Origin of the sequence: Micromonospora sp. ATA51, assembly GCF_016802855.1 — a bacterium.
Lineage (GTDB): Bacteria > Actinomycetota > Actinomycetes > Mycobacteriales > Micromonosporaceae > Micromonospora > Micromonospora sicca.
In genome coordinates, this window is the sequence record NZ_JAEVHJ010000001.1 from 137962 (window position 1) to 158386 (window position 20425).

Genomic DNA, 20425 nt, shown 5'->3' on the forward strand with positions numbered 1-20425 from the left:
CGAAACCCTGCCCGCGGTGGCCAGGTGGTCGGACGCTCGGTCGCAGGGGCGCATCCGACGACCGCGGCAGCCGTGCCGGCGATCAGCACGCCGCTGGCATTTGCACACTGATCACGAGTGCTGCGTTCCTTGTTCGTCCGCGACCTGAATGATCGTCTTGCCGGGCGTGCGGCGGTGGCGGGCGAACGCGGAGGCCGTTTCGGAAAGCGGTCGCACGGCGCCGACGATGAGGTTGAGCCGTCCGGTCCGGAGGCGCTGGGCGAGGTCGGTCAGCCGGGCGCGATCAGGTTCGACGACGAAGAAGACGGCTCGCCCGTCCTTGGGCTGCACGGTAGGTGGCATGGCGATGGTGACGAGGGTGCCGCCCGGGCGTACCAGTTCGGTCGATCGCTCGAGGATGTCGCCGCCGATGACGTCGAACACCACGTCCACCTCGCCGACGTGCTGCAAATCGTCGGCGTCCAGGTCGAGGAAGGTCTGCGCGCCGAGGCCGAGCGCGACATCACGGTCGTCGGCTCGGCCGGTGCCGATCACGCGGGCGCCCACCTCCCGCGCGAGTTGAACGGCGATCGAGCCGACGCCGCCCGCGGCGCCGTGAATGAGGACGGTCTGGCCGGTCGTGAGGTGGGCGTGGTCGAACAGTCCCTGCCACGCGGTCAGTCCGGAAATGGGCAGCGCGGCGGCCACGGTGTGGTCGATGTCGGCCGCGAGGGGGGCGAGGTTGCGAGCCTCCACCGCGGTGTATTCGGCCAGGGATCCGTTGCGGGTCCAGTCGGTCAGTCCGAACACCCGCTGGCCCACGGTGAGGCCGGTGGTTCCGTAGCCGAGCTCGACCACAACTCCGGACAGCTCGTGCCCGGGGATGCTGGGTGTCCGGTCGCGACCGGCGCGATCGGACCACGTTCCCGGCCAGTCGAGCTCTCCGGGGGTGAAGCCTGCGGCGTGCACGCGCACGATGACGTCGTTTTCCGCAGCGTGGGGGTAAGGCATGTCGGTCAGGGTGAGCCCGCTGACACCCGCGTCACGGTCTCGCACGGTGATCGCTCGCATGCTCGAATCCTTTCCAAGAAAGTTCGTCGGTATGGGGTGGTTGTGGGGGCTCAGCACGGGGTCCGCTCGTGGCGCGGGTAGTGCCGGCCCCGGCCGCGGAGGTCGCGGATCGCCCGTCGTCGGTGCGCTGGTGAGCCTGGGCGCGTCCGGCGTGAACCGCGGCGATCACGGACAGCACAGCCGCGGATCGCCGTGCTCGCCGCCGTCACGACGAGGGCGGCGACCAGCACCGGACGGCGACCCAGGTGATCGCTGAGCGACCCGACCGTCAGCAAGGCGCCGAGCAGACCGGCGATGTACACGGCGAAGATCACCGTCAGCATCGTCACCGAGAAGCCCCAGCGCTCCCGGTACAGCGGGTAGATCGGGGACGGCGCGCTCGCGGTCGCCATCATCAGCACGTTGGCGCAGACGAGCAGGACGAACGAAGCACGACGTCCGAGACGACGCCGGTTGTCGAAGTGGCCCACACCGTTCATCGCGTGGCCTCGTGAAATGTCCAATCAGCTCGGCCAGGGCGAACCGACGATGCGCTCGACCGTCGTCACGCGCTGGAAGCCGGGGATGAAGTGTTCGAGCACGTCGGAGTTCACGGTGCCGTTCGTGGTTTCGGGGCGGTTCTTCAGCCCGTCGACGTAGGCTCGCAGAAACTCGTTCTTAAAGTCCCCTCGTGGATGGACGGCGAGGATTTCGCCCAGCTGATCGTGTTCCAGTCCGTCCAGGCCGAAGCCGAGCACGTCGGTCAAGACACCGAGGTACGTGGTCGCGATTTCCGGGGCCATCCGGTCGGGGATGCCCGGCGTGGTGTGCAGCGCGACCGCCGTCCAAACGGTCTCGGCGGCGGCGTCGAGAAACCCCGGTCCAGGAGGAACTTGCGCGCGTGGTCGGCGCCATCGACTTCGAAGCGCTGCTCGACGTCGGAAAACGGAGTCAGGAGGCCGGTGTCGTGGAACATGGCCGCCAGATAGAGCAGCTCCGGGTCCGGTTTCACGCCAAGCTTGTGAGCGTGAATCAGGCTGAAGAAGAAGACCCGTCGGGAGTGGTGGTAGATGAGGGGGCTGGTCGTCTCCTGGATGCGCCTGGTCGCTTCGGCGACCGCCGCTGTCTCAGGAATCTCCAGCCCCGCGATGACCTCTCGCATGATCTCTGACCTTCCGGGAAATGTGCGCGGACCGTGTTTCCGACCTCCATGCTGCCCACCGATCGTCCTACGGCGCCGCCTTCGTCCGGCCAGGAATCACTTATATCCGGACAGGGCGAAATCGCAGTCGTGTGCTCCACCACGCGCGGCACCACGTCCCGCAGCCGGGTCCAGCGCCTGGCCTGCGACTTCGCGTCGTCGGTCACGGCCCGTTCCACGCGACGCCTGGTGTCGGGTTCATCGCGTGAGTCAACCGGGCATCGGTTGCGGCACGAGGATTTCGTAGACCAGCCTTAGCAACGGCTCCGGCGTTTCTTGAACAAACCCGCTGTGCACGTAATCAGCCGAAGATCACGGAGAGTTCGTTTACATGCAATAGTCGTAACGTGAGCAACCCCGCCCACGAGGATCCCCGTCATCTCCGGTAATGGCGTGCTACCAATAAACGGTGTCCATGCCTCCTGTTTCGCCGACCCAACGGCGGTCAGTGCCGCCGGAGTCCGGCCGCTCACCGCGGGGATCCGGCTCTGAAGAGACCGGAGTGGTGAACGCTGGCCCCCATCGCGTCGCGATCTTCGTCTACGACGGAGTGACGTTGCTGGACGTCGCCGGTCCCGCGGAGGTGTTCAAGGAGGCGAACCGGTTCGGTGCCGACTACCGGATCGTGCTGCTGTCGCCGACCGGTGCGGACGTTACGTCGAACCTCGGGGTTCGGATCGCGGTAGACGGCGCCGTCTCCTCGGAGCCTGCTTTCGACACGTTACTGGTGGCCGGGTCCGACCGCTATCCGCGCGCCCGTGTCCCCGCCGACCTGGCGGACGCCGCACGGATACCGGCGGCTGTGGCCGGCCGGGTCGCGTCGATCTGCACCGGAGCGTTCGTCCTCGCCGCTGCCGGCGTCCTCGACGGCAAGCGCGCGACCACGCACTGGCAGGTCGCGCACGAGCTTGCCGCCCGGTATCCGACGTGCCGCGTCGAGCCCGACGCGATCTACGTTCGCGATGGCACCACGTACACGTCGGCAGGGGTGACGGCCGGTATCGATCTGGCGCTCGCTCTCGTCGAAGAGGACCACGGGCCCGACCTGGCGCGCGACGTCGCACGCGCCTTGGTGGTGTACATGCAGCGTGCGGGCGGCCAGTCCCAGTTCTCGGCACCGCTGCAAGGACCGCCGCCCCGGTCGCCGGCTCTCCGCAAAATCACCGACTTGGTGACGGCGAACCCCCGCGGGGACCACTCGCTCGGTGAACTCGCGAAACACCTCAACGTGAGCACCCGGCACCTCACCCGGCTTTTCCACGACGAGCTGTCCACGACACCGGCCCGCTACGTGGAAAACATCCGATTCGACATGGCCAGGGCACTGCTCGACCAAGGACACACCGCGACGCAGGCCGCGACCCTTGCCGGGTTCCCCAGCTACGAAAGCATGCGACGGGTTTTCGCCAGGAAGCTGTCGATCAGCCCCGCCGCCTACCAACGCCGGTTCAGCACGGCCCGCCGCGCCAACGCGGGTTAGTACTCCAGTTGCAGTTGAGGGAGCTGGTGTCTTCGCTGGTAGTGGCAGGTCTGGGCGCGGTATTGGCGGCTCCGCCGAAGCCGTTTGCTGATCCCGCCATCTGCGACTCGGATCCCGTCCGCAACGTCATGACCAGCGCTTCCTGCGTGGTGACACACCTCTTCGGCGGACCCCAAGGCGTCACGGTTCGTGGGTGTCCTTCGCAGCGGAGGTGTCCTCATCTGCCGATGTGCGTGCACCGAACGGCTCGCGGCTGCGGGACCGGGCCGCGCAGTTGAACACGCGGGCGCCCGACGCGGTGCGCCGCGGGTGGGCGACGATGCATCAGGGGCTGATCGCGGACAACCTGCCCGGCCGGCGGGACCTCGCCCCGCCCCGCTACGAGGCGGCGCTGCGGGCCGATGAGGGCACCGATCCGCGGCTGGAGCGGGAGGCGCTGCGGCACCTCGGCGATCACGACCGGGACAACGGGGACTGGGACGCGGCGTACGCCCGGTGGGCCCGCGCGACCGAGCTGAGCAGCCGCGCCAGCCTGGTCCCGGGCTTGGTCACCCAGCAGTTGCTGCTCGCCGTGCTGGCCCGCGACACCGGGGACGAGGCCGGGACGCGGATGCTGGCCCGCGAGATCGCCCGCAGCGCCGGGGTGATCGGCGCCACCGCCCATACACGCAGGCCACCGCCCTCAACGGCGAACGGATCGCCTGACCGGCGCGGGTCAGGAAGGCCGCAGCCCGGCGAAGAGTGCGTCGAGGACCCGGTCCACATACTCGTGGGTCAGCGGTTCCTGAGTGATCAGCAGCTGGAAGTACAGCGGCCCAGACAGGATCGCCATCGCCAGTTCCAGGTCGAAGTCGGGTGCCACCTGACCCTGGTCGCGGGCCGCCTTGAGCCGGGCGACGGTCTTGTCCGCCTGCGGGGCGATGAAGCGCTCGTTCAGCGTGACGGCGACCTGGCGATCATGCTGGGCCTCGCCGACCAAGGCCTGGAACAGCGGGCCGAAGGGCGGCCCACCGAGCAGGTCCACGGCCGCGTAGATCTGCGCCCGCAGGTCGGCGGCGATGTCGCCGGTGTCGGGATAGTCCAGGCCGGACTCGTTCAGCGACAGCAGCGAGTCGAGCAGCAAGGCACCCTTGGATGACCAGCGGCGGTAGATCGTGTGCTTCCCGACGCCGGCGCGGGCCGCGACCGCTTCGATGCTCAGCCTGGCGTAGCCGATCTCCCGGCCCAGCTCCAGCGTGGTCAGCATGATGGCATCGGTTCGCTCGGCGCCACGGCGGCGGGGTGCGTCGGTCATTCCGACACCTTAACGGTACGGCACGTGCCGTACTTGACTCGGAGAGGTCTCCCCGGCATGATCTTATCGGCACGGTCCGTGCCGTTCCGATGAGGAGAGACTGCGATGCCCGTTCCCGCCGACCCCACCGTGCTGCACCCGATGCCCGACCGACCGCGGGTGGTACTGCTGAAACCACTGATCACCTCGCCACTGATCGAGGCCGGGGAGTTCTCCTACTACGACGACCCGGATGATCCGACCGCGTTCGAGACCCGAAACGTGCTCTACCACTACGGGCCCGAGAAGCTCGTGATCGGGACGTTCTGTGCCCTGGGCGAAGGCGTGCGGTTCATCATGAACGGGGCCAACCACCGCATCAACGGCCCCTCGACGTTCCCCTTCCCGATCATGGGTGGTTCCTGGGCCGAGCACTTCGACCTCATCACCGGCCTGCCGGGACGAGGCGACACCGTGGTGGGCAACGACGCCTGGCTGGGCTACCGAGCCATGGTGATGCCGGGCGTCCGCATCGGCCACGGAGCAATCATCGCGTCCGGCGCCGTCGTGGTCGACGACGTCCCCGACTACGGCATCGTCGGCGGCAACCCGGCCCGGCTGCTGCGCCGCCGCTACAGCGACGCTGACATCGACCGGCTCCTCACCGTGGCCTGGTGGGACTGGCCGCTCGAGCGCATCACCGAGCACGTCCGCACGATCATGTCCGGCAGCATCGACGACCTGGAGAGGTGCGCATGAAGCATACCGATGTGATCATTGTGGGTGCCGGCCCGACCGGTCTCCTGCTGGCCGCCGAACTGCGCCTTGCCGGTGTCCGGCCGCTGGTGCTGGAACGGCAGCCACGGCGCCGGGACACCCCGAAGGCCGGCGGTCTCGGCGGGCAGATCCTGGAGTTGCTGCGCTACCGAGGCCTGCTGGACCGCTTCGAGGCAGCCTGCACCGGCCCGGTCCCGCCTCCCCGCTTCCCGTTTGGCGGGGTACATCTTGACTTCACCCGGCTGGCCGATCCGCCGCTGCACGCCCTGCCGCTCCCGCAACAGCAACTCGAGGGGCTGCTCGACGAGCACGCCGGTGAGCTCGGAGCCGACATCCGCCGCGGGCACCAGGTGATCGGGTTGAGCCAGGACGATGCCGCGGTGACCGTGGACGTACGGGGGCCGGACGGTCCGTACCAGGTGACCGCGTCCTACCTGGTGGGGTGCGACGGCGCGCGCAGCCGGGTTCGTGACTGGGCCGGCATCTCGTTCCCCGGCGTCACCTATCCGGAGGTCAACCGGCTGGCCCAGGTCACCCTGCCCGACACGGTGAGCGTGCTCGGCAATGGCGACCTCGACGTGCCCGGCTCCGGCACGATCCGGGCGGGGTTCACCCGTACGGAAAACGGTCTCTTCGGGGTTGGCTCCTCGCCCGGATCCCCGGACGTCTCCCTTTACACGATCGAGGACGAGAGCACCGAGTACGACGACGACCTCCCGATGACCGTGTCCGAACTGCAGGACAGCGTCCACCGCGTGCTCGGGGTGCGGCTGCCGGTGGGCGAGGCGACACGGCTGTCCCGGTTCACCTTCAAGGCCCGGCAGGCCGACAGCTACCGGCACGGGCGGATCCTGTTGGCCGGTGACGCGGCCCACCTGTTTCCCGCCACCGGGGTGGCGCTCAACGCCGGCCTGCTCGACGCCGTCAACCTGGCCTGGAAGCTGGCCGCCGACCTGCACGGCGGGGCACCGGCCGGCCTGCTGGACACCTACCACGGCGAACGCCACCTCGCCGGCGCCCGCACGATGCTGCACACCCGGGCTCAGGTGGCGCTGCGGCGCGGGCACGACGCGGCCGCCGAAGCGCTGCGGGAGCTCTTCCAGGAACTGCTCGCCGACGAGCAGCCGTTGCGCCGGATGGGTGCGCTCGTCGCCGGTGCCGACATCCGTTACCCGATGCCCGGCACGGGTCACCACGCGCTGGCCGGTGCCTTCGCCCCCGACCTCATCCTGCACACCGACCAGGGCCTGACCAGCGTCGCGGAGCTGATGCGCCCGGCCCGGCCGATCCTGCTCGACCTCGCCGACCGACCGGAGCTCAGGCAAGCGGCCCGGGACTGGGGGCAGCGCGTCGACATCCACACCGCCAAAACCGATCAGCGCCCGGCCGACGCCCTGCTGATCCGTCCGGACGCGCACATCGCCTGGGCTGGGGACGGCGCGCCCGGGCTGCGCGAAGCGCTCTCCAGCTGGTTCGGCACCCCGAAGCCCTGAAGCGCCGGTTTGCGGGCCTCGATCAGGAAGCGGCGGGAGTGGCGACGAACGGGCCGCCCGCCACGATCTGCTCGTGCAGGGCGCAACCGGTCCCGGCAGGCCGGCACGTGAACCCTGGGACCGTCCAGATCACCTTACGAAGAAAGACGATCACGGCGGCGACGTCGAAGAACTCCATCCGCAGCTCGGGCTGCCGTCATGACCTTCGATGACGGGCTCGCTCGTGAGGATGACGTCAGAAAATCGGGATGCACGCCAAGCGGAAGCCGGCCTTGTAGGGTCGATCGCGCTGACGCAAGGACGTCGATTGTCAAGAGAGGGCGCATGACGAGCAGACTGCTGCAGGTGACGGTTGACTGTCGGAACCCGCACCGGCTGGCCAGGTTCTGGGCTGCCGTTTTGGACTACCGGGTAATCGAGGATAAGGGCGACCAGGTCGAGATCGCCTCGTGGGAGCCGACCGTGGAGGCGGTGCGCCGGGAGCCGATGCCCTCGACTGTCATGTTCATCAGGGTCCCGGAGGACAAGGTCACGAAGAATCGGCTCCATCTTGACGTCATGCCGATCGACGTGAGCCAGGACGAGGAGGTCGAGCGGCTGATCGGTCTCGGCGCCGGGCGAGTCGACATCGGTCAGGGCAGGCAGAGTTGGGTGGTGCTGGCCGATCCGGAAGGCAACGAGTTCTGCGTTCTGCGTAGCATCGCGCCGTAGCAGACAGCCGTCCCGCCGATCGGCGGCCACGTCACGCGACGTCTCCACGAGCAGTTTGAGAGCTACCTCGTGGCCCGCGTGCAGCCACATCGTGGCAGCTCGGAGTTCGCGGATAACACATTCCAGCCAGGGCTCGCCGAGCGCAGATTGGGTGCGCGCCCATGCCGCGAGTCGCGCGGCTTGGGCGTCCCGCGTGGCGTTCTGGCACGGACCGCCGGTCACCTCGCGCTGGCGGGCTGGTCGAGATAGCCGACGTCCGTTGAGCCGGGCGTGGCATGGACGTGTTAGCCCCAGTGCCGCGGGACCTGGACGATCTTTGTGGCGCCGGCCGAGTTGGCGGTGTGGACGTAGACGACGCCGATGTCGAGCGGGCGGCCCTCGAACGCTGCTCGTTCCAGCAGCTCCACGACCGGCCAGATCGTGTCGTCCCCGCTCAGGTCATGGTCCAGCCACAACTCGTCCAGTCGCTGGCCTCGGTACCGGTTGAGGAGTTGGACCCCGGCCGCGCTGGTACGGGCCACTTCCGCCTTGCGGCCGTCCACGAAAGACCGAAAATCGTCAACCAGAAATGACCCTGACCTCGCTGGCATCCATCCCGGATGATGCCTGACGTCGCCGTGCTCCGGCATCCGGATCTGCCGCGATCCGCGCTCAGCTGATGATCGCGGTTGCGTCGGTCGCCGTTAGAAACCTGCGGTGGTCTCGGGGCATCACCCCGGCGCGCTGTGATCCGTACCGACAAAGGCAGCACCCATAAGCCTGCTCCTGCCTGCCCTTGGGCGGCAGTTCACTCCTTATCTGATATCTGACCCGGCGGCGTGACCCGGCAGATGCGCCGGTACGGGGCTTCGCGGTAGAACCGGAACGTGACACTCAACTTCTGTCGGGAACTGTCGGCCGCCGACTGGATCGCCCACAGCGACCTGCCGTGGCAGCAGCTTGTGGGCCTCGGCCCTCGGGCTTCGACGCCTACGCGCGGCTTCGGTTCCTGCCCGATCCGACACGTCCCGGCCAAAGCGAGAACGACGTCGACGCGGACTGGCTCACCGACCAGCTGCCCACCCTTTTCGAGGTGCTGGCCACCCACACCACGACCCCGGAAGACTGCTACTTCTGCGTCTGGGAAGGCTTCGGCGACGCCGACGACGCAGCCGACGACGACGCCGTGTACATCGATGAAGAGAACACCGGCGCGCCGCTCGAGCGGTCCGGCAGCCGGCCGGGACTGGCGCCCACACCCGCTGCCCCGCCCTCGATGTCGCGTGCACCCAAGGTTGTGGTGCCCCACCGTGCGTACTGGTTGTTTCGAGGGCCGTTAGCCGACGTCGGCACATGGGACACCGCTGCGGGGTGGCCGGGCCAGCGTCGTCTCAGCAACGCCGAGCCGGCGTTCGCCTGGCCCGCAGATCACGCCTGGTGCGTGGCCAAGGACGTCGATCCGCACTGGGCCGGGATCGGCGGGACCCGGGCGCTGATCACCCAACTCACCACCGACCTGCGCCTCGATGTGGTTCCCACGGACCCCACCCAGGACCAGCCGCTCTACCGATAAGCAGCCCGTGCCCAGTTGACGAGTACTTTGCGGACCGCTGACAGGGCCTGCCGCGCTCAGGTCGGAACGCGCCGGATCTGCCGCAGCCGTGCGCGCCGGTTGATCATCGGCCACGGCTGCCGAGGGCGCGCCCGCGGCAAGACTCGATAATGACGACGTGAGTTCGATCATCAAGTTCTTCGTTGCGCGCGACAACACGATCGCGCGGGGTGTTGTCGGGAACGGGCCCGGTGAGGATTTCGAGTCGGCGACTTACGGCAACTTCGACGTCTGGTCGACGCTCGAGGAGTGGGAGAGCCTTCTGACGGACCGGGCCCTTGAACAACTCATCGCTGCGGGAGGCCCGGACGTGGTCGCCGGCAACGACAGCCCTCTGGTCCTGCTCATCTCTCGCGAGCTCACGGAGGCGTTGGCTGATGCTGGGGCCGAGGACCTTGACGGAATGGCAGAGCGATGGAGCGGGCTGCGGGCCGAGGAGGGTGAAGCCATCGACGACGAGCTTGCCCATGAGCTCATCAGAGAGGTGGCGGCGCTGGCGGCCAACGCAGTGGCGAGCAGGAACTCCCTCTACTGCTGGGTCTGCTGAAGCGGCACGCACATCTGCCGCCGAGCGAACGCGCTGGCTAGGCGTCCTCCTCGTCAAACGGCTCGTCACTCCACCGCCACCACGCCTCGTTGCCATCGATGTGGAGAAGGAACTCTGGAACCTCCTGGCCCTCCGGGTACCGAAGCGTCACGGCGTTTCGGACTGCCTCGTACGCGCGCTCCCAGGACTCGACATCCTCATCGATACCATCGAGCAGCCGCAGTTCCTCGGCGAAGAGCGGCCGGACCTCCGCGAGCCCCTCCCGCGGGTCGACACGAGCGTCCAGCCACGGGAAGTCGCCACCGGTCACCACGAGATCAGCAAGTACCCCGCCGTCGTCGCGCCGGTGCAGCGTCCAAGCGCCGCCGTGATGATCGCTCACGATGACGACATTAGCGACTGCAGGGGATTCCCTGCCGACCCGTACCCGGCTTCGGCTTCGCCACTGGTCGCACCTCGGCCATGGTCAGATGCACGCTTCTGCCGCCGACCGTGCGCTATGCAGCGTCACGGCAAGCGGATGGAGCCGGCGTCCGGTCGTGCCGAGTTGAGGATGTTCCGGTCCTACTGGCCTGGCGGCGGATGGCCGACCGCTCCGGGGTGGACGAGGGCGTGCTCGTAGGCGTAGACGACGACTTGCACCCGGTCGCGCAGGCCGAGCTTGGCGAGGATGTGCGCGACATGCGTCTTGACCGTGCCGTCGCCGATGAACAGACCAGCGGCGATCTCGTGGTTGGACAGACCGCGTGCTACTTGGCGCAACACGTCGAGCTCGCGATCGGTGAGGGCGTCCAGCTCCGCTGGCCGAGAGGCATGCGGCGGTGGGCCGGCGAGGAAGCGTTCGATGAGGCGGCGGGTGGTCTCCGGCCCTAGGAGCGCGTCCCCGGCGGCGACGACGCGTACGGCGTCGACGATGCGCTCCGGTGGATCGGTCTTGAGGAGGAATCCCGCCGCGCCGGCGCGCAGTGCCTCGTACACGTACTGGTCGATGCCGTACGTAGTGAGCACGAGCACTCGGCTACGGGCTGTTGCTCGCGCGAGTCGGCGAGTCGCCTCGATGCCGTCGAGCACGGGCATGCGGATGTCCATCAGTACGACATCGGGTTCCAGCGTTTTCGCGAGGGTCACCGCCTCGGCGCCGTCGGCTGCCTCGCCGACGACTTCCAGATCCGCTCGGGACTCCAAGATGGTGCGCAGGCCTGCGCGTACGACGGCCTGGTCGTCGGCGAGGAGGAGGCGAATCATGACTCGGTGGGGAAGGAGGCGCGGACCTTCCAGCCGCCGCGGGGATCGCGCCCGGCCTCGAACCGGCCGCCGAACACGGCGACCCGCTCGCCTAGCCCGATCAGGCCCCGGCGGCCGCCGGGGCCCTGCCCAGTGCCCGCGCCGTCGTCGGAGACCTCCACCTCGATGCCGTCGGCGCGGTAGCGCAGGACCACGCGCACATCGGCGCGGCCGGCGTGCTTGAGCGCGTTGGTGAGCCCTTCTTGGACCACGCGGTACGCGTTGAGCTCGACGCTCGCAGGTAGGTCACGCTCCTTCCCCTCGGTCTGCACATGCACGGCGAGCCCTGCTGACCTGGTCGTGGCGACCAGCCGCTCGATATCGCCCAGGGTCGGCTGCGGGTCACGTCCTGGCCCCGGCTCGTCGCGGATCAGTCCGACGAGGGTGCCCATTTCCGTGATCGCTTCCTGCCCCGGCGGCGCGGATCAGCCGGAGAGCCTCGCGAGCCTTGTCGGGATCGCGGTCGAGGACCTGCTCAGCCGCGCCGGCGTGGAGCACGACAACACCGAGGCTGTGGCTGATGACGTCGTGCAGCTCGCGCGCGATGCGGCGCCGCTCCTCGCTGGCGGCGGCCTCGGCCAGCGCCTGCTGGTCCTGTTTCAGCACGTCGGCGCGGTGCTCGGCGGCCCGTGCCTGCCCGCGTAGACGCCGTGCGGTCAGGCCCACGGCGAGCGGCAGGGACAGCGCGACGCAGGTCCACAGCAAGTCGGGCACCGCCTCCGCGGCGGGCTGCTCGAGCCCCGTCGTCGCGGCGAACCCCGCGAGCACGGCCACCGCGAATGGGAGGTTGCGGCCGTAGGCGCCCACTGAGTACGCGGCCACGAGGCCGATGAGCACGCTGGCGCCCGCCTCGTAGTGGCCGAATGCCACGTAGACGACCGCGAGGGCGCCGAGGGCACCGGCGAAGGAGACGAGCGGACTGATCCGCCGTACCGTCAGGAAACAGGCGGACGTCACCGCTAGCCCGGCTGACGCCCAGCGAGGCTCTGGCCAGTCCGAGGTGGGAAATGCGTCGAGCCCGGCGTAGCCGGCCAGCGAAAGCGCCAGCAGGATGTCGAGCAACGGCGACCCCGCCACGCGCCGCACAACCGAGCCGAGCCGCCGGGCCTGCATGAGCGAACAGTAGTCCCGACTCCGCCGCGGGCGCGTCTGCCGTGAGACAGATCCGGCCTCACCCGCGCGGCCGGGCAGCCTCTGACCGCGTGCAGACGACAAGGACGTCCCCGCGTCCCTACCGTCGGCACTGGTGGCCGAGCGGGTCGCCGGGACCAAACTAAGGGAGCACGATGATGGACCGATTCACACGCGCGGGCACCGTCGCCGCGATCATGGGAGGACTGCTGCTCGCGGTCGGGTCCTTCCTCCGGCTCCTGCCGCCGCACTACGAGCACTTCTCCGACGAGGCCGTCACCAGCGCGTTCGCCGTGTCATCAGCACTCCGCTTCGCCGGGGCCATCCTCATGACGTGGGGGCTGGTCGGGCTTTACCTGCGCCAGGCCGACCGAGCGGGCCGGCTCGGACTCGTTGCCGTCATCGCGTGCCTGGCCAACATGACCCTCCAGGGCGGATGGATATTCGCCGACCTCTTCGTCGCACCGACCTTCGCCGAGAGCGCGCCGCAGATCCTCAACGCCGATTCACCCGGCCGCCTGGCGGCGGCCGGCATGGCCGCGTGGCTGGCCAACACGTCCTTCGCCTGCTGGGCGTCGCGAGCCTGCGCGCCCGAGTGCTGCCGAAGGCCTGCGGTGTCGCACTGGTCGTCGTCGGTGCGGTCACACTGGTTCCGCTGCCCGTCGACGGGCCCGCCTACGAAGTCATCATCGGAATCGCCTTCGCCTTCGCCTTCGCCGGCGTTCGCGCATTCGGGCTGCGGGCGCCTGTACCGCTGGCCACGGCCCAGCCCGCAGCCTGACGACCACCACACCCCGCCGCCAGCCGCAAAGCCGGCGGCGGGCTGCACGGTCAGGCCCGTTGAAATAGTCCCGCCATGCCGGCGGCTCGTCGACAGCCGGGAAGGAATAGCCGCAGCGGGTCAGTCAACTCCGACCAGGGCGGCTTCGCTACCCAACCCGACCAGGTGCGATCTGCCGGTGCCTGAGTCGTCCGTCAAGCACAGCGGCAGGCCCTTGCGCACCCAGTGCTGCCGTACGACCGGAACAGGTCACAGCTTGGACCGAAGCGATCCGTCGTGTCCAGCCAGCCGTGGGCATGCACGCCCGAGATCCTCACGCAGGCGCCCACCAGACGGTCCGCGGCAACATCCGCTATTGCCGCCGAGCGGTCGCTACCACGACCGGATCTGCCGATGAGCGCGCACCCCTGGCTTCCGGAGCGACGTCACGTGACGAGCACGGCGGTGAGCATCGAGAGATACGACTCATGGGCGAGACGCAGGCTGTCAAGGTCGGACGTCTCGAACCACGCCACAGCGTCGTGCTCGTCCGGCGCGGCGTTGACGGGTGTTCCGGTCCACCTGTCGACCAACCAGATCTGCATGTCGAACGTCGCGGTCCGGATCTCATGCATCGGCGGGCTGGACGGCTCCGATGCCGTGATTCCCAACTCCTCCCGAAGCTCGCGGACAAGGCTCTCTTTCGGATCCTCCCCCTCCTCAACATGACCGCCCGGCAGGTCCCACACGTCGGGATACCAACGGCGTCCGGCGCTTCGATGACACAGCAACACCCGATCGCCGTCGCGAAGAACGGCCGGCACAATCCGGACCGGACCGGAGTCGTCAGCGGAGATCGTCATCGGCACATTCTGACCCATGCGGATCTGCCGCAGGTCGCGCGTCGGGCATCCGGTCGTGCCGAATGAGGACGTGTTCTTCTCCGGCTCTCAGGGGGGCCGCGCCAGGAGCATGCCGTACTTTCGCGCGCGCACTGATCGGCAGCGGCGCGGCCTCTGGATGCCAGAAGTAGGTGACACAGCCGGATCGCCGAGCGCTGGGTGAGTCGCAGGCTAATGCTGGGGGTCAGGTCAGGGGTCATACCGGGGTCGTCCCCGACGCGGCGCTCCGTCTGGCATTCCTAGGCTCTCCGGTTAGGTCGCCATGCGTCACCAACCCACGGAGTTGAGCATGCGGAAGATCGCAACAGTCGCAGGTTTCGTACTCGGTTTCTATCTCGTCGGGCGGGCGCTCGTTGAACCGTTCGTGATCGATATGACAGATCCGAGCACCTATCGCCACGACTGGGGTGGCCCCAGCCTGTTCGGCGTGCTCGCCGTCCACTGTGGCCTGGGCTTAATTGCGGCCGCCGCCATGACGAGGATCCTGATCCGCCGCCGCGCCAGAACTCATCCTGCCCGGTGAACGCCGGTTCCGTCTCCAAGCGGCTTGCCAATGTCCTCACATGCCGCTGATCGCGTGGTCGTGGCGATGAGCGTGCATTGGCCGAGGCGAGCGTGCGCGTCTGCTTGTTCGGATGAGGCCAGCTGCTACACGAGGCGCGGCTTGATATCGATCCACTCGCGCAGCTGATCGGCGAGGTGCGTATCCAGGACTTCGTCCAGGTGCCCCTGGGCTGCGCTGACCAGATTCCTCGCCTGCCGGGAGTGACGCATCTGCGTACGGTCAAGACCGCCCAGGTGTCGCCGGTCAACGAGCACAGCCACCTCGTTCAGACCGACCGGGATAGCGTCCAGGCAGGCCCTGACGATGTCGTCAGCCGACGGCAGCACCGCCAACGCGACCCCCTTGCGCCGCATGTCCGCCACGAAGTACGCCAGCTTCTCCGCACTATCGGCGTCGCTGAACACAGCCCAGGCCCGTCCCTGCCGCAGCAGCCAGAGCTTCAGCTCCGCCCAGTCCGCCCGCCGGTCCGACTGGTCTCCCAGGTGCTGATCGATGACCAGCAGCAGGTACAGCCACCAGTTGGCTCGCTCGTGCGGTGCCGGCTGGCGGCGGTCCAGCCACTGCCGGCGCTGGTGCTCGTCGAGCTGGAGCAGGTGGACCAACCCGTCCTTGACGGCCCGGCGCTGCCCGCCGAGTCTGCCGGCGGCCACAAGCTCGGGCGGATGGGGTGCGCTGATCGACCAGACGTCACCGGCATCGATCATCTCCTGATACCCGGTGGTGGCGACGAGGAGGGATATCCGCGACTCGGCAAGCCAGTACCGCCGATAGTTTGCATCGGCCTGGTCGGTGATCTCCTGCAGGTGGTAGCCGAGGCGGTTCAATTCGGCGTTCAACTGCGTGAACCGCAGCTGCCGGCCGAACGGCCCGTACCGATGCACGAGTGCCTCCGTGACCGTGATGCTCGCCAGGCGATGCGCCTGCACGGTGAAGCCGGTCGCCTGCCAGGAGTCGGCTCCGGGACGCCGCGCCCAGGAGAACTCCACCAAGCCGTAGTCACGCCGCATCACGGCGCGGTTTCGGTCCTCTGCGAAGTCGCCACCCAGCGTGCGGGCTACTTCGTCCGGTGAGTCCGTCAGGCCCACGCCCAGCACGGCGCCGCTGACCACCACGTCGACGAAGAAGTCAAGATCGGGCACCCGGCAAGCGTGGCGGAGTACCGGGCACAGCACAATCAGCGGCCGGCCTCCCCGCGATCGATCTCCTGGATCATCCCCGTACCGGGCATCCGCACATGCCGCATTGCGGGCGTGCAAACCGTCGGGCAGCATGCGTTAGCGCCTTTGCAGTACAACCACGGGGATCTGGCGGGTGGTCTTGCGCGCGTACCCGTCGTAGCCCTTGTACATGTCGGCCATCTGCTGCCACAGGCGCTCGCGGTCCTCGCCAGCGGTTTCGACGGCGGTGACCAGGTACGTCTGCCGGCCGATCTGTAAGGCGTCCGGCTGCGAGCGCAGATTGAGCCACCAGGCGGGGTGCCTGGCGCTGCCGCCGTTGGACGCGATGATCACCCATCGGTCGCCGTCGGTCTGGTACATCAACGGTACGGTCCACGACCGCCCCGACTTGCGCCCGGTCGTGGTCAGCAACAGCACCGGTGCGCCGAACATCTTGCCGCCGAGCTTCCCGCCGCTGCGCCGGTACAGCCACACGGCCGTACGCAGAAACCCTCGCATGAGCGCTCTACCGAATCCGCCAGACCGTTTCGCCATGGTCACTATCTACCAGGCCAGGGGGTCGGTGGACAGCCGGCTTAGGTCGCCAGATGCGCGCTCATAGCCGCGATGGGTGCTCGGTTCCGGTCAGGTGGCTTCGGGGTCGAGGCCGTTGGCTGCTCGTCCGCCGTCAACGGCAAGGACGACGCCGTTGACGAATCCGGCGGCGGGAGACAACAAGAAGGCGACGGCGTTTGCCACCTCGCTCGGGTCGCCCACTCTGCCCAGCGGATGCAGTGCGGCCATCTGGACGTCCACTTCGGGGTGCTGGGCACGGTACTGCTCGAACCGGTCGGTGGCGATGGAGCCCAGCGCGACGGCGTTGGTGCGAATGCCGGCCGGCCCGTGATCCACGGCCACGGCGCGGGTCAAGCCCTCGACCGCCGCCTTCGCGGTCGCGTAGGGCAGTGCTCCGCGGACAGGGCGCTGCGCCTGGTGGGAGGAGACGTTGACGATGGCGCCGTCGCGCTCGTGCGCCAAGAAGTGGTTGACCGCGGTGTGGCAGCCGGTGAGGGCCAGGGCCAGGTTCGCGGTGACGAGGTCCAGGATCTGGGCGGCCGAGGCGTCGCCGAGACCGGCGTCGCGGAAGATCGCGGCGTTGTTGACCCAGCCGAGCAGCGGGCCCGTGGCCTCGGCGGTCGCGGCCGCTCGCTGGGCCGTCTCAGGATCGCGGGCGTCGCCGGTGACCAGCACGATGCGTTCGTGCTGCCAGGCAAGTTGACCGGTGACATCCAGCACGACGACCTGACCGTCGCGAGCCAGGCGTTCGGTGATGGCCCGACCGACGCCTCGAGCGCCCCCGGTGACCACGAACGACGGTCGAGTCGGCATGGCGGCGTGACCTCCTGCTCGCGCTCCAGTTCCGGAGGATGTCTCCGCCCTGCAGCGATACCAGATCTTCGTCGTGGTCGACAACGAGAGAGCCGTAGGCGTGCTTGGCACTCTCGTGCGAGACAGCGACCTCGACCGGACCTGCCCCGCACCGGCCACTACCGCGTCGGAACCGATCTTCGGCTCTCCTACACCTCCAGGGCCGCCCGCACCGAAATCGCGGAGTTCCTAACGGCCCCGCGTCAAGTCTCGGCCAACCAAGGTCACGTACGCGGATCTGCCGCTGTCCGCCCGGGTAGCAGTCCCTTGTGGCGTCACAGCCTAGGCGACGATGAACGAACACGCTCCAGACATGACGTTTCCCTTGCGCCGGAAGCGGCCATACTGACCGTGCTGGCCCGGGGCCTGACCACGAAGGAGGTGTTCGCTTTGCCGTTCGGTCGGCTCCACCATCTGATCGTCGACTGCTCGGATCCGATGGCCGAGGCGCGGTTCTGGAGCGCGGTCCTCGGCGACCCGATCACCTACGCGGACGAGGACTTCGTCGTCGTGTCGGCCAGCACGGCGGCGTCCGGGCTGGCGTTTCAGCGCGCCGCCGACCTGACGCCGCCTACGTGGCCGGAGCCGGCAGTGCCGCAGCAGATGCACCTCGACGTGATGGTTGACGACCAGGCTGCGGCGGGGGAGGCAGTGCTCGCGCTGGGCGCGCGGCGGTTGCCCGGCGATCACGTGTACGCCGATCCGGCTGGCCACCCATTCTGCCTGATCAGACGCCCTACCTGGGCACCGCCCGTGAACTGAGCTCAGCCCTGGCTCGTGCTCAGGACCGGCGCGGCTCACTTCGGCAGCCACCTGATCGTCCGGCCGACCGGCAGCTGCCAGGCCGGCCAGTCTCGGAACCCACGGCTTGATCCGGTGCGCACATCTGCCGCCCTGCGTGCGCGCTGGCTCGTCACAGTCGGTGATGGGCGCTCCGCACTGATCTTCCGCTGAGTGTGCGGGGAACTGCCGATGAGCGCTTGTCAAAGTGACAGAATTCAACCCCGCTGACTGGCGCCCACCGGGCAGTCCGCGGTCCGCGTCGCACGGGAGCCAGGGGCTGTGCAACCAGGCCTCAGGGGCTGCGGTCATGTGTGGGACGGACTCTGCGGGCGGAGGTCGCGAGCCGGTCGGCGAGCGCGATGACGAGGCCGCGGAGTTCATCCGGCCGCTCGATGACGAACGGCCGGTCGAGCGACGCGAGCACCGGAGGCAGCCAGTCAAGCCGCTCCGCCCGCAGTTCGACGCGCAGCCAGCCCTCGGCCTTGGGATCTGCGTCTGCCGGGGACGGGGACTCCTCCACACTCGCGACGCTGGCGGGAAGTCGGGCGCGGATCTGCTCCACCGTCGCCTGGATCCGCAGGGTCACTTCATGCCGGTACGGGGCCTTGGCGAGCGCTGAGAGAACGCGCTGCGCCGGATCGAGTCCGGCGGCTGGCTCGAACGAGCCGGGCAGGGTCCTCGCGTCTGTGATGCGATCAAGCCGGAATGTCCGTTCCTCGCCGATCTCGGGGTCCGCACCTGTGACGTACCACCGGCCCGAATGGGCGACGAGCCCGTACGGGTGCAGCGTGCGCTTACTGCGCCGGCCGTCGGCGGCGGTGTATCTGATCGAGATCGGCCGGCGATAGCGCACCGCATCGGCGATAGCGAGCAGGACCACGGTCTGCGGGGCGGCGAATTCGCCGAGCGGAGCCGTGAAGGCGAGGGCCTCGAGCACGGTACCAAGTCTGCGAGCGAGGCGCTCGGGCAGTACGCGGCGGATCTTGGCCTCTGCCGTCTCACTCGCCGTGCCGGCCGTCGTCATCAACCCTGTTCGGCGACCGGCGACCAGACCGAGCAGCACGGCGAGGGCTTCGTCGTCGCTGAGCATGAGCGGCGGCATGCGGTACCCGGGAGCGAGTCGGTACCCGCCGTAGCGACCGCGCACCGACTCGACGGGCACGTCGAGGTCGATCAGGTGGCCTACGTACCGCCGCACGGTGCGCCCGTCGACGCCGAGCCGGTCGGCGAGTTCGGCCACCGTCCGGGTGCCGCCTGACTGCAGGAGTTCCAGCAGGGTAAGAACCTGGACAGTAGGTCGAGCCACTGACCAAACTTAGCGTGAATACTGGACCGATTCTGTCCAGTATTAGTCCTAGCGTGGCATCTCGAACGGATCCACCGATCAAGGAGATCTACATGAACCTCGTCTCGATCCGCATCATCACGGGCGACATCGCGCGCCTCGTCGACTTCTACGAGCGGGCCACGGGAGTGCGGGCGGACTGGGCCACCGAGGACTTCGCTGAGCTGCGGACCGCCTCCGGCACCCTCGCGATCGGCAGCACCCGCACCGTCCCGCTGTTCGCGCCTGGCTCCGCCCATCCGGCCGACAACCGCACTGTGATCAACGAGTTCCTCGTCGACGACGTGGACAGCGTGTATCAGAACCTGGCCAGCTTCGTTGAGGACTTCGTCAACGAGCCCACCACGATGCCCTGGGGCAACCGGTCGCTGCTGTTCCGTGACCCCGACGGCAACCTTGTCAACTTTTTCACCCCTGTCACCGCGGCCGCCATCGAGAAATTCGCTCGCTGACGACAGCGCAGCCGCCCGGCAGTGCGCCTCCGGGCGGGAACCACCGTCGGCGATACCCCAGCACACGGAGTCCCAGCCGCAGTACTGCGACCGCAACTCCGAACTCAGCCGGGTCTGGAGGGCCTTCACCGTCACTCCGGCCGGCAAGGCCGTCGCGCGAACATACGGATCTGCCGCCAACCGCGCGCTACGGCCTGTTACAGCAAGCGGATCGCCTCGGCGGCGGGTCGTGCCGATGCGCGAAAGACGGTCATCCTCGATGACGACGTTCGTAGGCGCGGATAACTCGAAGCGTGGGATCCGCGCTCTCTGCCGTGCGCAGCCGATCGGTCAGAAGGAAATCGGGCAAGGTGAACCCGGCCGCATGCTCGTGCTCGGACAGCACGAACGTTCCGCCCTGCCTCTCAGAGCCTGGTAAATAAGGGTTTCAGGTGTTTTGGTGGCGGGCGAGGCGGCGGGTCATGACGATGATCATGGCCCATTGGACCATCGCGGCGTGGTGGTCGGGTAGCCGTT

26 protein-coding genes and 1 pseudogene are annotated in these 20425 nt (G+C 68.5%); 10 read left to right on the forward strand and 17 right to left on the reverse strand.

Annotated features, from left to right (window positions below):
• Positions 1–111: 111 nt before the first annotated feature.
• The 4 genes from JNW87_RS00475 to JNW87_RS00490 are packed head-to-tail and all read right to left on the reverse strand — an operon-like array spanning position 112 to position 2191.
• Entirely contained in the window at positions 112–1050 is a 939-nt protein-coding gene (locus JNW87_RS00475; RefSeq protein WP_109803400.1) for an NADP-dependent oxidoreductase, read from the reverse strand.
• A gap of 50 nt (positions 1051–1100) precedes the next feature.
• The gene (locus tag JNW87_RS00480; protein WP_109803401.1) at positions 1101–1529 is read right to left on the reverse strand and encodes an MFS transporter; all 429 of its coding nucleotides are present in this window, start codon (positions 1527–1529) and stop codon (positions 1101–1103) included.
• A gap of 24 nt (positions 1530–1553) precedes the next feature.
• A complete protein-coding gene (locus JNW87_RS00485) occupies positions 1554–1796 on the reverse strand; it encodes a hypothetical protein (RefSeq protein ID WP_238452690.1) in 243 nt (80 codons plus the stop codon).
• The gene (locus JNW87_RS00490) at positions 1793–2191 is read right to left on the reverse strand and encodes an HD domain-containing protein (protein WP_238452691.1); all 399 of its coding nucleotides are present in this window, start codon (positions 2189–2191) and stop codon (positions 1793–1795) included. The genes JNW87_RS00485 and JNW87_RS00490 overlap by 4 nt, the downstream gene beginning before the upstream one ends.
• Positions 2192–2732: 541 nt before the next feature.
• Here JNW87_RS00490 and JNW87_RS00495 point away from each other — a divergent pair.
• Positions 2733–3710, forward strand: coding sequence for a GlxA family transcriptional regulator (locus JNW87_RS00495; protein WP_201749787.1), 978 nt, complete (start codon positions 2733–2735; stop codon positions 3708–3710).
• 453 nt (positions 3711–4163) lie between these two features.
• On the opposite strand, the gene JNW87_RS00500 is transcribed toward JNW87_RS00495, so the two are convergent.
• Positions 4164–4367 carry a hypothetical protein gene (locus tag JNW87_RS00500; RefSeq protein ID WP_238452692.1) on the reverse strand — a complete coding sequence of 68 codons (204 nt, stop codon included), beginning with the start codon at positions 4365–4367 and terminating at the stop codon, positions 4164–4166.
• 58 nt (positions 4368–4425) lie between these two features.
• Positions 4426–5004, reverse strand: a complete 579-nt coding sequence (locus tag JNW87_RS00505; RefSeq protein ID WP_109803404.1) for a TetR/AcrR family transcriptional regulator — start codon at positions 5002–5004, stop codon at positions 4426–4428.
• Between the two features lie 105 nt (positions 5005–5109).
• Between JNW87_RS00505 and JNW87_RS00510 the strand changes: the two genes are divergently transcribed.
• On the forward strand, positions 5110–5742 hold the full coding sequence (locus JNW87_RS00510) for a CatB-related O-acetyltransferase (RefSeq protein WP_109803405.1): 633 nt from the start codon (positions 5110–5112) through the stop codon (positions 5740–5742).
• Positions 5739–7253: an FAD-dependent monooxygenase gene (locus JNW87_RS00515; RefSeq protein ID WP_109803406.1), complete on the forward strand. Its 1515-nt coding sequence runs from the start codon at positions 5739–5741 to the stop codon at positions 7251–7253. The genes JNW87_RS00510 and JNW87_RS00515 overlap by 4 nt, the downstream gene beginning before the upstream one ends.
• Positions 7254–7275: 22 nt before the next feature.
• On the opposite strand, the gene JNW87_RS00520 is transcribed toward JNW87_RS00515, so the two are convergent.
• Positions 7276–7431, reverse strand: a complete 156-nt coding sequence (locus JNW87_RS00520) for a hypothetical protein (protein WP_161557923.1) — start codon at positions 7429–7431, stop codon at positions 7276–7278.
• Positions 7432–7577: 146 nt separating this feature from the next.
• Between JNW87_RS00520 and JNW87_RS00525 the strand changes: the two genes are divergently transcribed.
• Positions 7578–7964 carry a VOC family protein gene (locus JNW87_RS00525; protein ID WP_109803407.1) on the forward strand — a complete coding sequence of 129 codons (387 nt, stop codon included), beginning with the start codon at positions 7578–7580 and terminating at the stop codon, positions 7962–7964.
• Between the two features lie 287 nt (positions 7965–8251).
• Here JNW87_RS00525 and JNW87_RS00530 read toward each other — a convergent pair.
• Positions 8252–8554 (reverse strand): annotated as a pseudogene (locus JNW87_RS00530) (cyclic-phosphate processing receiver domain-containing protein); the annotation flags it as partial.
• A gap of 482 nt (positions 8555–9036) precedes the next feature.
• Here JNW87_RS00530 and JNW87_RS00535 point away from each other — a divergent pair.
• Positions 9037–9516: a hypothetical protein gene (locus tag JNW87_RS00535; protein WP_201749788.1), complete on the forward strand. Its 480-nt coding sequence runs from the start codon at positions 9037–9039 to the stop codon at positions 9514–9516.
• A 157-nt stretch (positions 9517–9673) separates the two neighbouring features.
• On the forward strand, positions 9674–10102 hold the full coding sequence (locus tag JNW87_RS00540) for a hypothetical protein (protein WP_109803409.1): 429 nt from the start codon (positions 9674–9676) through the stop codon (positions 10100–10102).
• Between the two features lie 37 nt (positions 10103–10139).
• On the opposite strand, the gene JNW87_RS00545 is transcribed toward JNW87_RS00540, so the two are convergent.
• The 4 genes from JNW87_RS00545 to JNW87_RS00560 form a co-directional block, all read right to left on the reverse strand.
• Positions 10140–10484, reverse strand: coding sequence for a hypothetical protein (locus tag JNW87_RS00545; protein WP_109803410.1), 345 nt, complete (start codon positions 10482–10484; stop codon positions 10140–10142).
• A 182-nt stretch (positions 10485–10666) separates the two neighbouring features.
• Positions 10667–11347, reverse strand: coding sequence for a response regulator transcription factor (locus JNW87_RS00550; protein ID WP_109803411.1), 681 nt, complete (start codon positions 11345–11347; stop codon positions 10667–10669).
• Entirely contained in the window at positions 11344–11778 is a 435-nt protein-coding gene (locus JNW87_RS00555) for a sensor histidine kinase (RefSeq protein ID WP_238452693.1), read from the reverse strand. Before JNW87_RS00555 ends, JNW87_RS00550 begins: the two co-directional genes overlap by 4 nt.
• Positions 11729–12499 carry a histidine kinase gene (locus tag JNW87_RS00560; RefSeq protein WP_109803413.1) on the reverse strand — a complete coding sequence of 257 codons (771 nt, stop codon included), beginning with the start codon at positions 12497–12499 and terminating at the stop codon, positions 11729–11731. Before JNW87_RS00560 ends, JNW87_RS00555 begins: the two co-directional genes overlap by 50 nt.
• Before the next feature lie 559 nt (positions 12500–13058).
• Here JNW87_RS00560 and JNW87_RS00565 point away from each other — a divergent pair.
• Positions 13059–13298, forward strand: coding sequence for a hypothetical protein (locus tag JNW87_RS00565; protein WP_146231174.1), 240 nt, complete (start codon positions 13059–13061; stop codon positions 13296–13298).
• A 425-nt stretch (positions 13299–13723) separates the two neighbouring features.
• On the opposite strand, the gene JNW87_RS00575 is transcribed toward JNW87_RS00565, so the two are convergent.
• On the reverse strand, positions 13724–14140 hold the full coding sequence (locus JNW87_RS00575) for an NUDIX domain-containing protein (RefSeq protein WP_109803422.1): 417 nt from the start codon (positions 14138–14140) through the stop codon (positions 13724–13726).
• A 328-nt stretch (positions 14141–14468) separates the two neighbouring features.
• Here JNW87_RS00575 and JNW87_RS00580 point away from each other — a divergent pair, with 328 nt between their 5' ends.
• A complete protein-coding gene (locus JNW87_RS00580; RefSeq protein ID WP_109803423.1) occupies positions 14469–14702 on the forward strand; it encodes a hypothetical protein in 234 nt (77 codons plus the stop codon).
• Between the two features lie 125 nt (positions 14703–14827).
• Here JNW87_RS00580 and JNW87_RS00585 read toward each other — a convergent pair whose 3' ends face one another.
• The 3 genes from JNW87_RS00585 to JNW87_RS00595 form a co-directional block, all read right to left on the reverse strand.
• Positions 14828–15883: a hypothetical protein gene (locus tag JNW87_RS00585; protein WP_109803415.1), complete on the reverse strand. Its 1056-nt coding sequence runs from the start codon at positions 15881–15883 to the stop codon at positions 14828–14830.
• Between the two features lie 135 nt (positions 15884–16018).
• The gene (locus JNW87_RS00590; protein ID WP_201749790.1) at positions 16019–16396 is read right to left on the reverse strand and encodes a nitroreductase family deazaflavin-dependent oxidoreductase; all 378 of its coding nucleotides are present in this window, start codon (positions 16394–16396) and stop codon (positions 16019–16021) included.
• Positions 16397–16546: 150 nt separating this feature from the next.
• Positions 16547–17269, reverse strand: coding sequence for an SDR family oxidoreductase (locus JNW87_RS00595; RefSeq protein ID WP_238452694.1), 723 nt, complete (start codon positions 17267–17269; stop codon positions 16547–16549).
• A 414-nt stretch (positions 17270–17683) separates the two neighbouring features.
• Between JNW87_RS00595 and JNW87_RS00600 the strand changes: the two genes are divergently transcribed.
• Positions 17684–18091, forward strand: a complete 408-nt coding sequence (locus JNW87_RS00600; protein WP_255543247.1) for a VOC family protein — start codon at positions 17684–17686, stop codon at positions 18089–18091.
• A gap of 313 nt (positions 18092–18404) precedes the next feature.
• On the opposite strand, the gene JNW87_RS00605 is transcribed toward JNW87_RS00600, so the two are convergent.
• On the reverse strand, positions 18405–19352 hold the full coding sequence (locus JNW87_RS00605) for a YafY family protein (protein ID WP_236648154.1): 948 nt from the start codon (positions 19350–19352) through the stop codon (positions 18405–18407).
• Positions 19353–19510: 158 nt separating this feature from the next.
• Here JNW87_RS00605 and JNW87_RS00610 point away from each other — a divergent pair, with 158 nt between their 5' ends.
• Positions 19511–19909, forward strand: a complete 399-nt coding sequence (locus JNW87_RS00610; protein ID WP_109803419.1) for a VOC family protein — start codon at positions 19511–19513, stop codon at positions 19907–19909.
• The last annotated feature ends 516 nt before the right edge of the window (positions 19910–20425 follow it).

What these genes read in the sequence shown, in the direction of transcription:
- JNW87_RS00560 (WP_109803413.1), bottom strand. Translation starts at nt 12,499, where the DNA reads ATGCAGGCCCGGCGGCTCGGCTCGGTTGTGCGGCGCGTGGCGGGGTCG.
- JNW87_RS00525 (WP_109803407.1), top strand. Translation starts at nt 7,578, where the DNA reads ATGACGAGCAGACTGCTGCAGGTGACGGTTGACTGTCGGAACCCGCAC.
- JNW87_RS00480 (WP_109803401.1), bottom strand. Translation starts at nt 1,529, where the DNA reads ATGAACGGTGTGGGCCACTTCGACAACCGGCGTCGTCTCGGACGTCGT.
- JNW87_RS00555 (WP_238452693.1), bottom strand. Translation starts at nt 11,778, where the DNA reads ATGGGCACCCTCGTCGGACTGATCCGCGACGAGCCGGGGCCAGGACGT.
- JNW87_RS00490 (WP_238452691.1), bottom strand. Translation starts at nt 2,191, where the DNA reads ATGCGAGAGGTCATCGCGGGGCTGGAGATTCCTGAGACAGCGGCGGTC.
- JNW87_RS00510 (WP_109803405.1), top strand. Translation starts at nt 5,110, where the DNA reads ATGCCCGTTCCCGCCGACCCCACCGTGCTGCACCCGATGCCCGACCGA.
- JNW87_RS00575 (WP_109803422.1), bottom strand. Translation starts at nt 14,140, where the DNA reads ATGACGATCTCCGCTGACGACTCCGGTCCGGTCCGGATTGTGCCGGCC.
- JNW87_RS00550 (WP_109803411.1), bottom strand. Translation starts at nt 11,347, where the DNA reads ATGATTCGCCTCCTCCTCGCCGACGACCAGGCCGTCGTACGCGCAGGC.
- JNW87_RS00520 (WP_161557923.1), bottom strand. Translation starts at nt 7,431, where the DNA reads ATGGAGTTCTTCGACGTCGCCGCCGTGATCGTCTTTCTTCGTAAGGTG.
- JNW87_RS00505 (WP_109803404.1), bottom strand. Translation starts at nt 5,004, where the DNA reads ATGACCGACGCACCCCGCCGCCGTGGCGCCGAGCGAACCGATGCCATC.
- JNW87_RS00515 (WP_109803406.1), top strand. Translation starts at nt 5,739, where the DNA reads ATGAAGCATACCGATGTGATCATTGTGGGTGCCGGCCCGACCGGTCTC.
- JNW87_RS00475 (WP_109803400.1), bottom strand. Translation starts at nt 1,050, where the DNA reads ATGCGAGCGATCACCGTGCGAGACCGTGACGCGGGTGTCAGCGGGCTC.
- JNW87_RS00580 (WP_109803423.1), top strand. Translation starts at nt 14,469, where the DNA reads ATGCGGAAGATCGCAACAGTCGCAGGTTTCGTACTCGGTTTCTATCTC.
- JNW87_RS00610 (WP_109803419.1), top strand. Translation starts at nt 19,511, where the DNA reads ATGAACCTCGTCTCGATCCGCATCATCACGGGCGACATCGCGCGCCTC.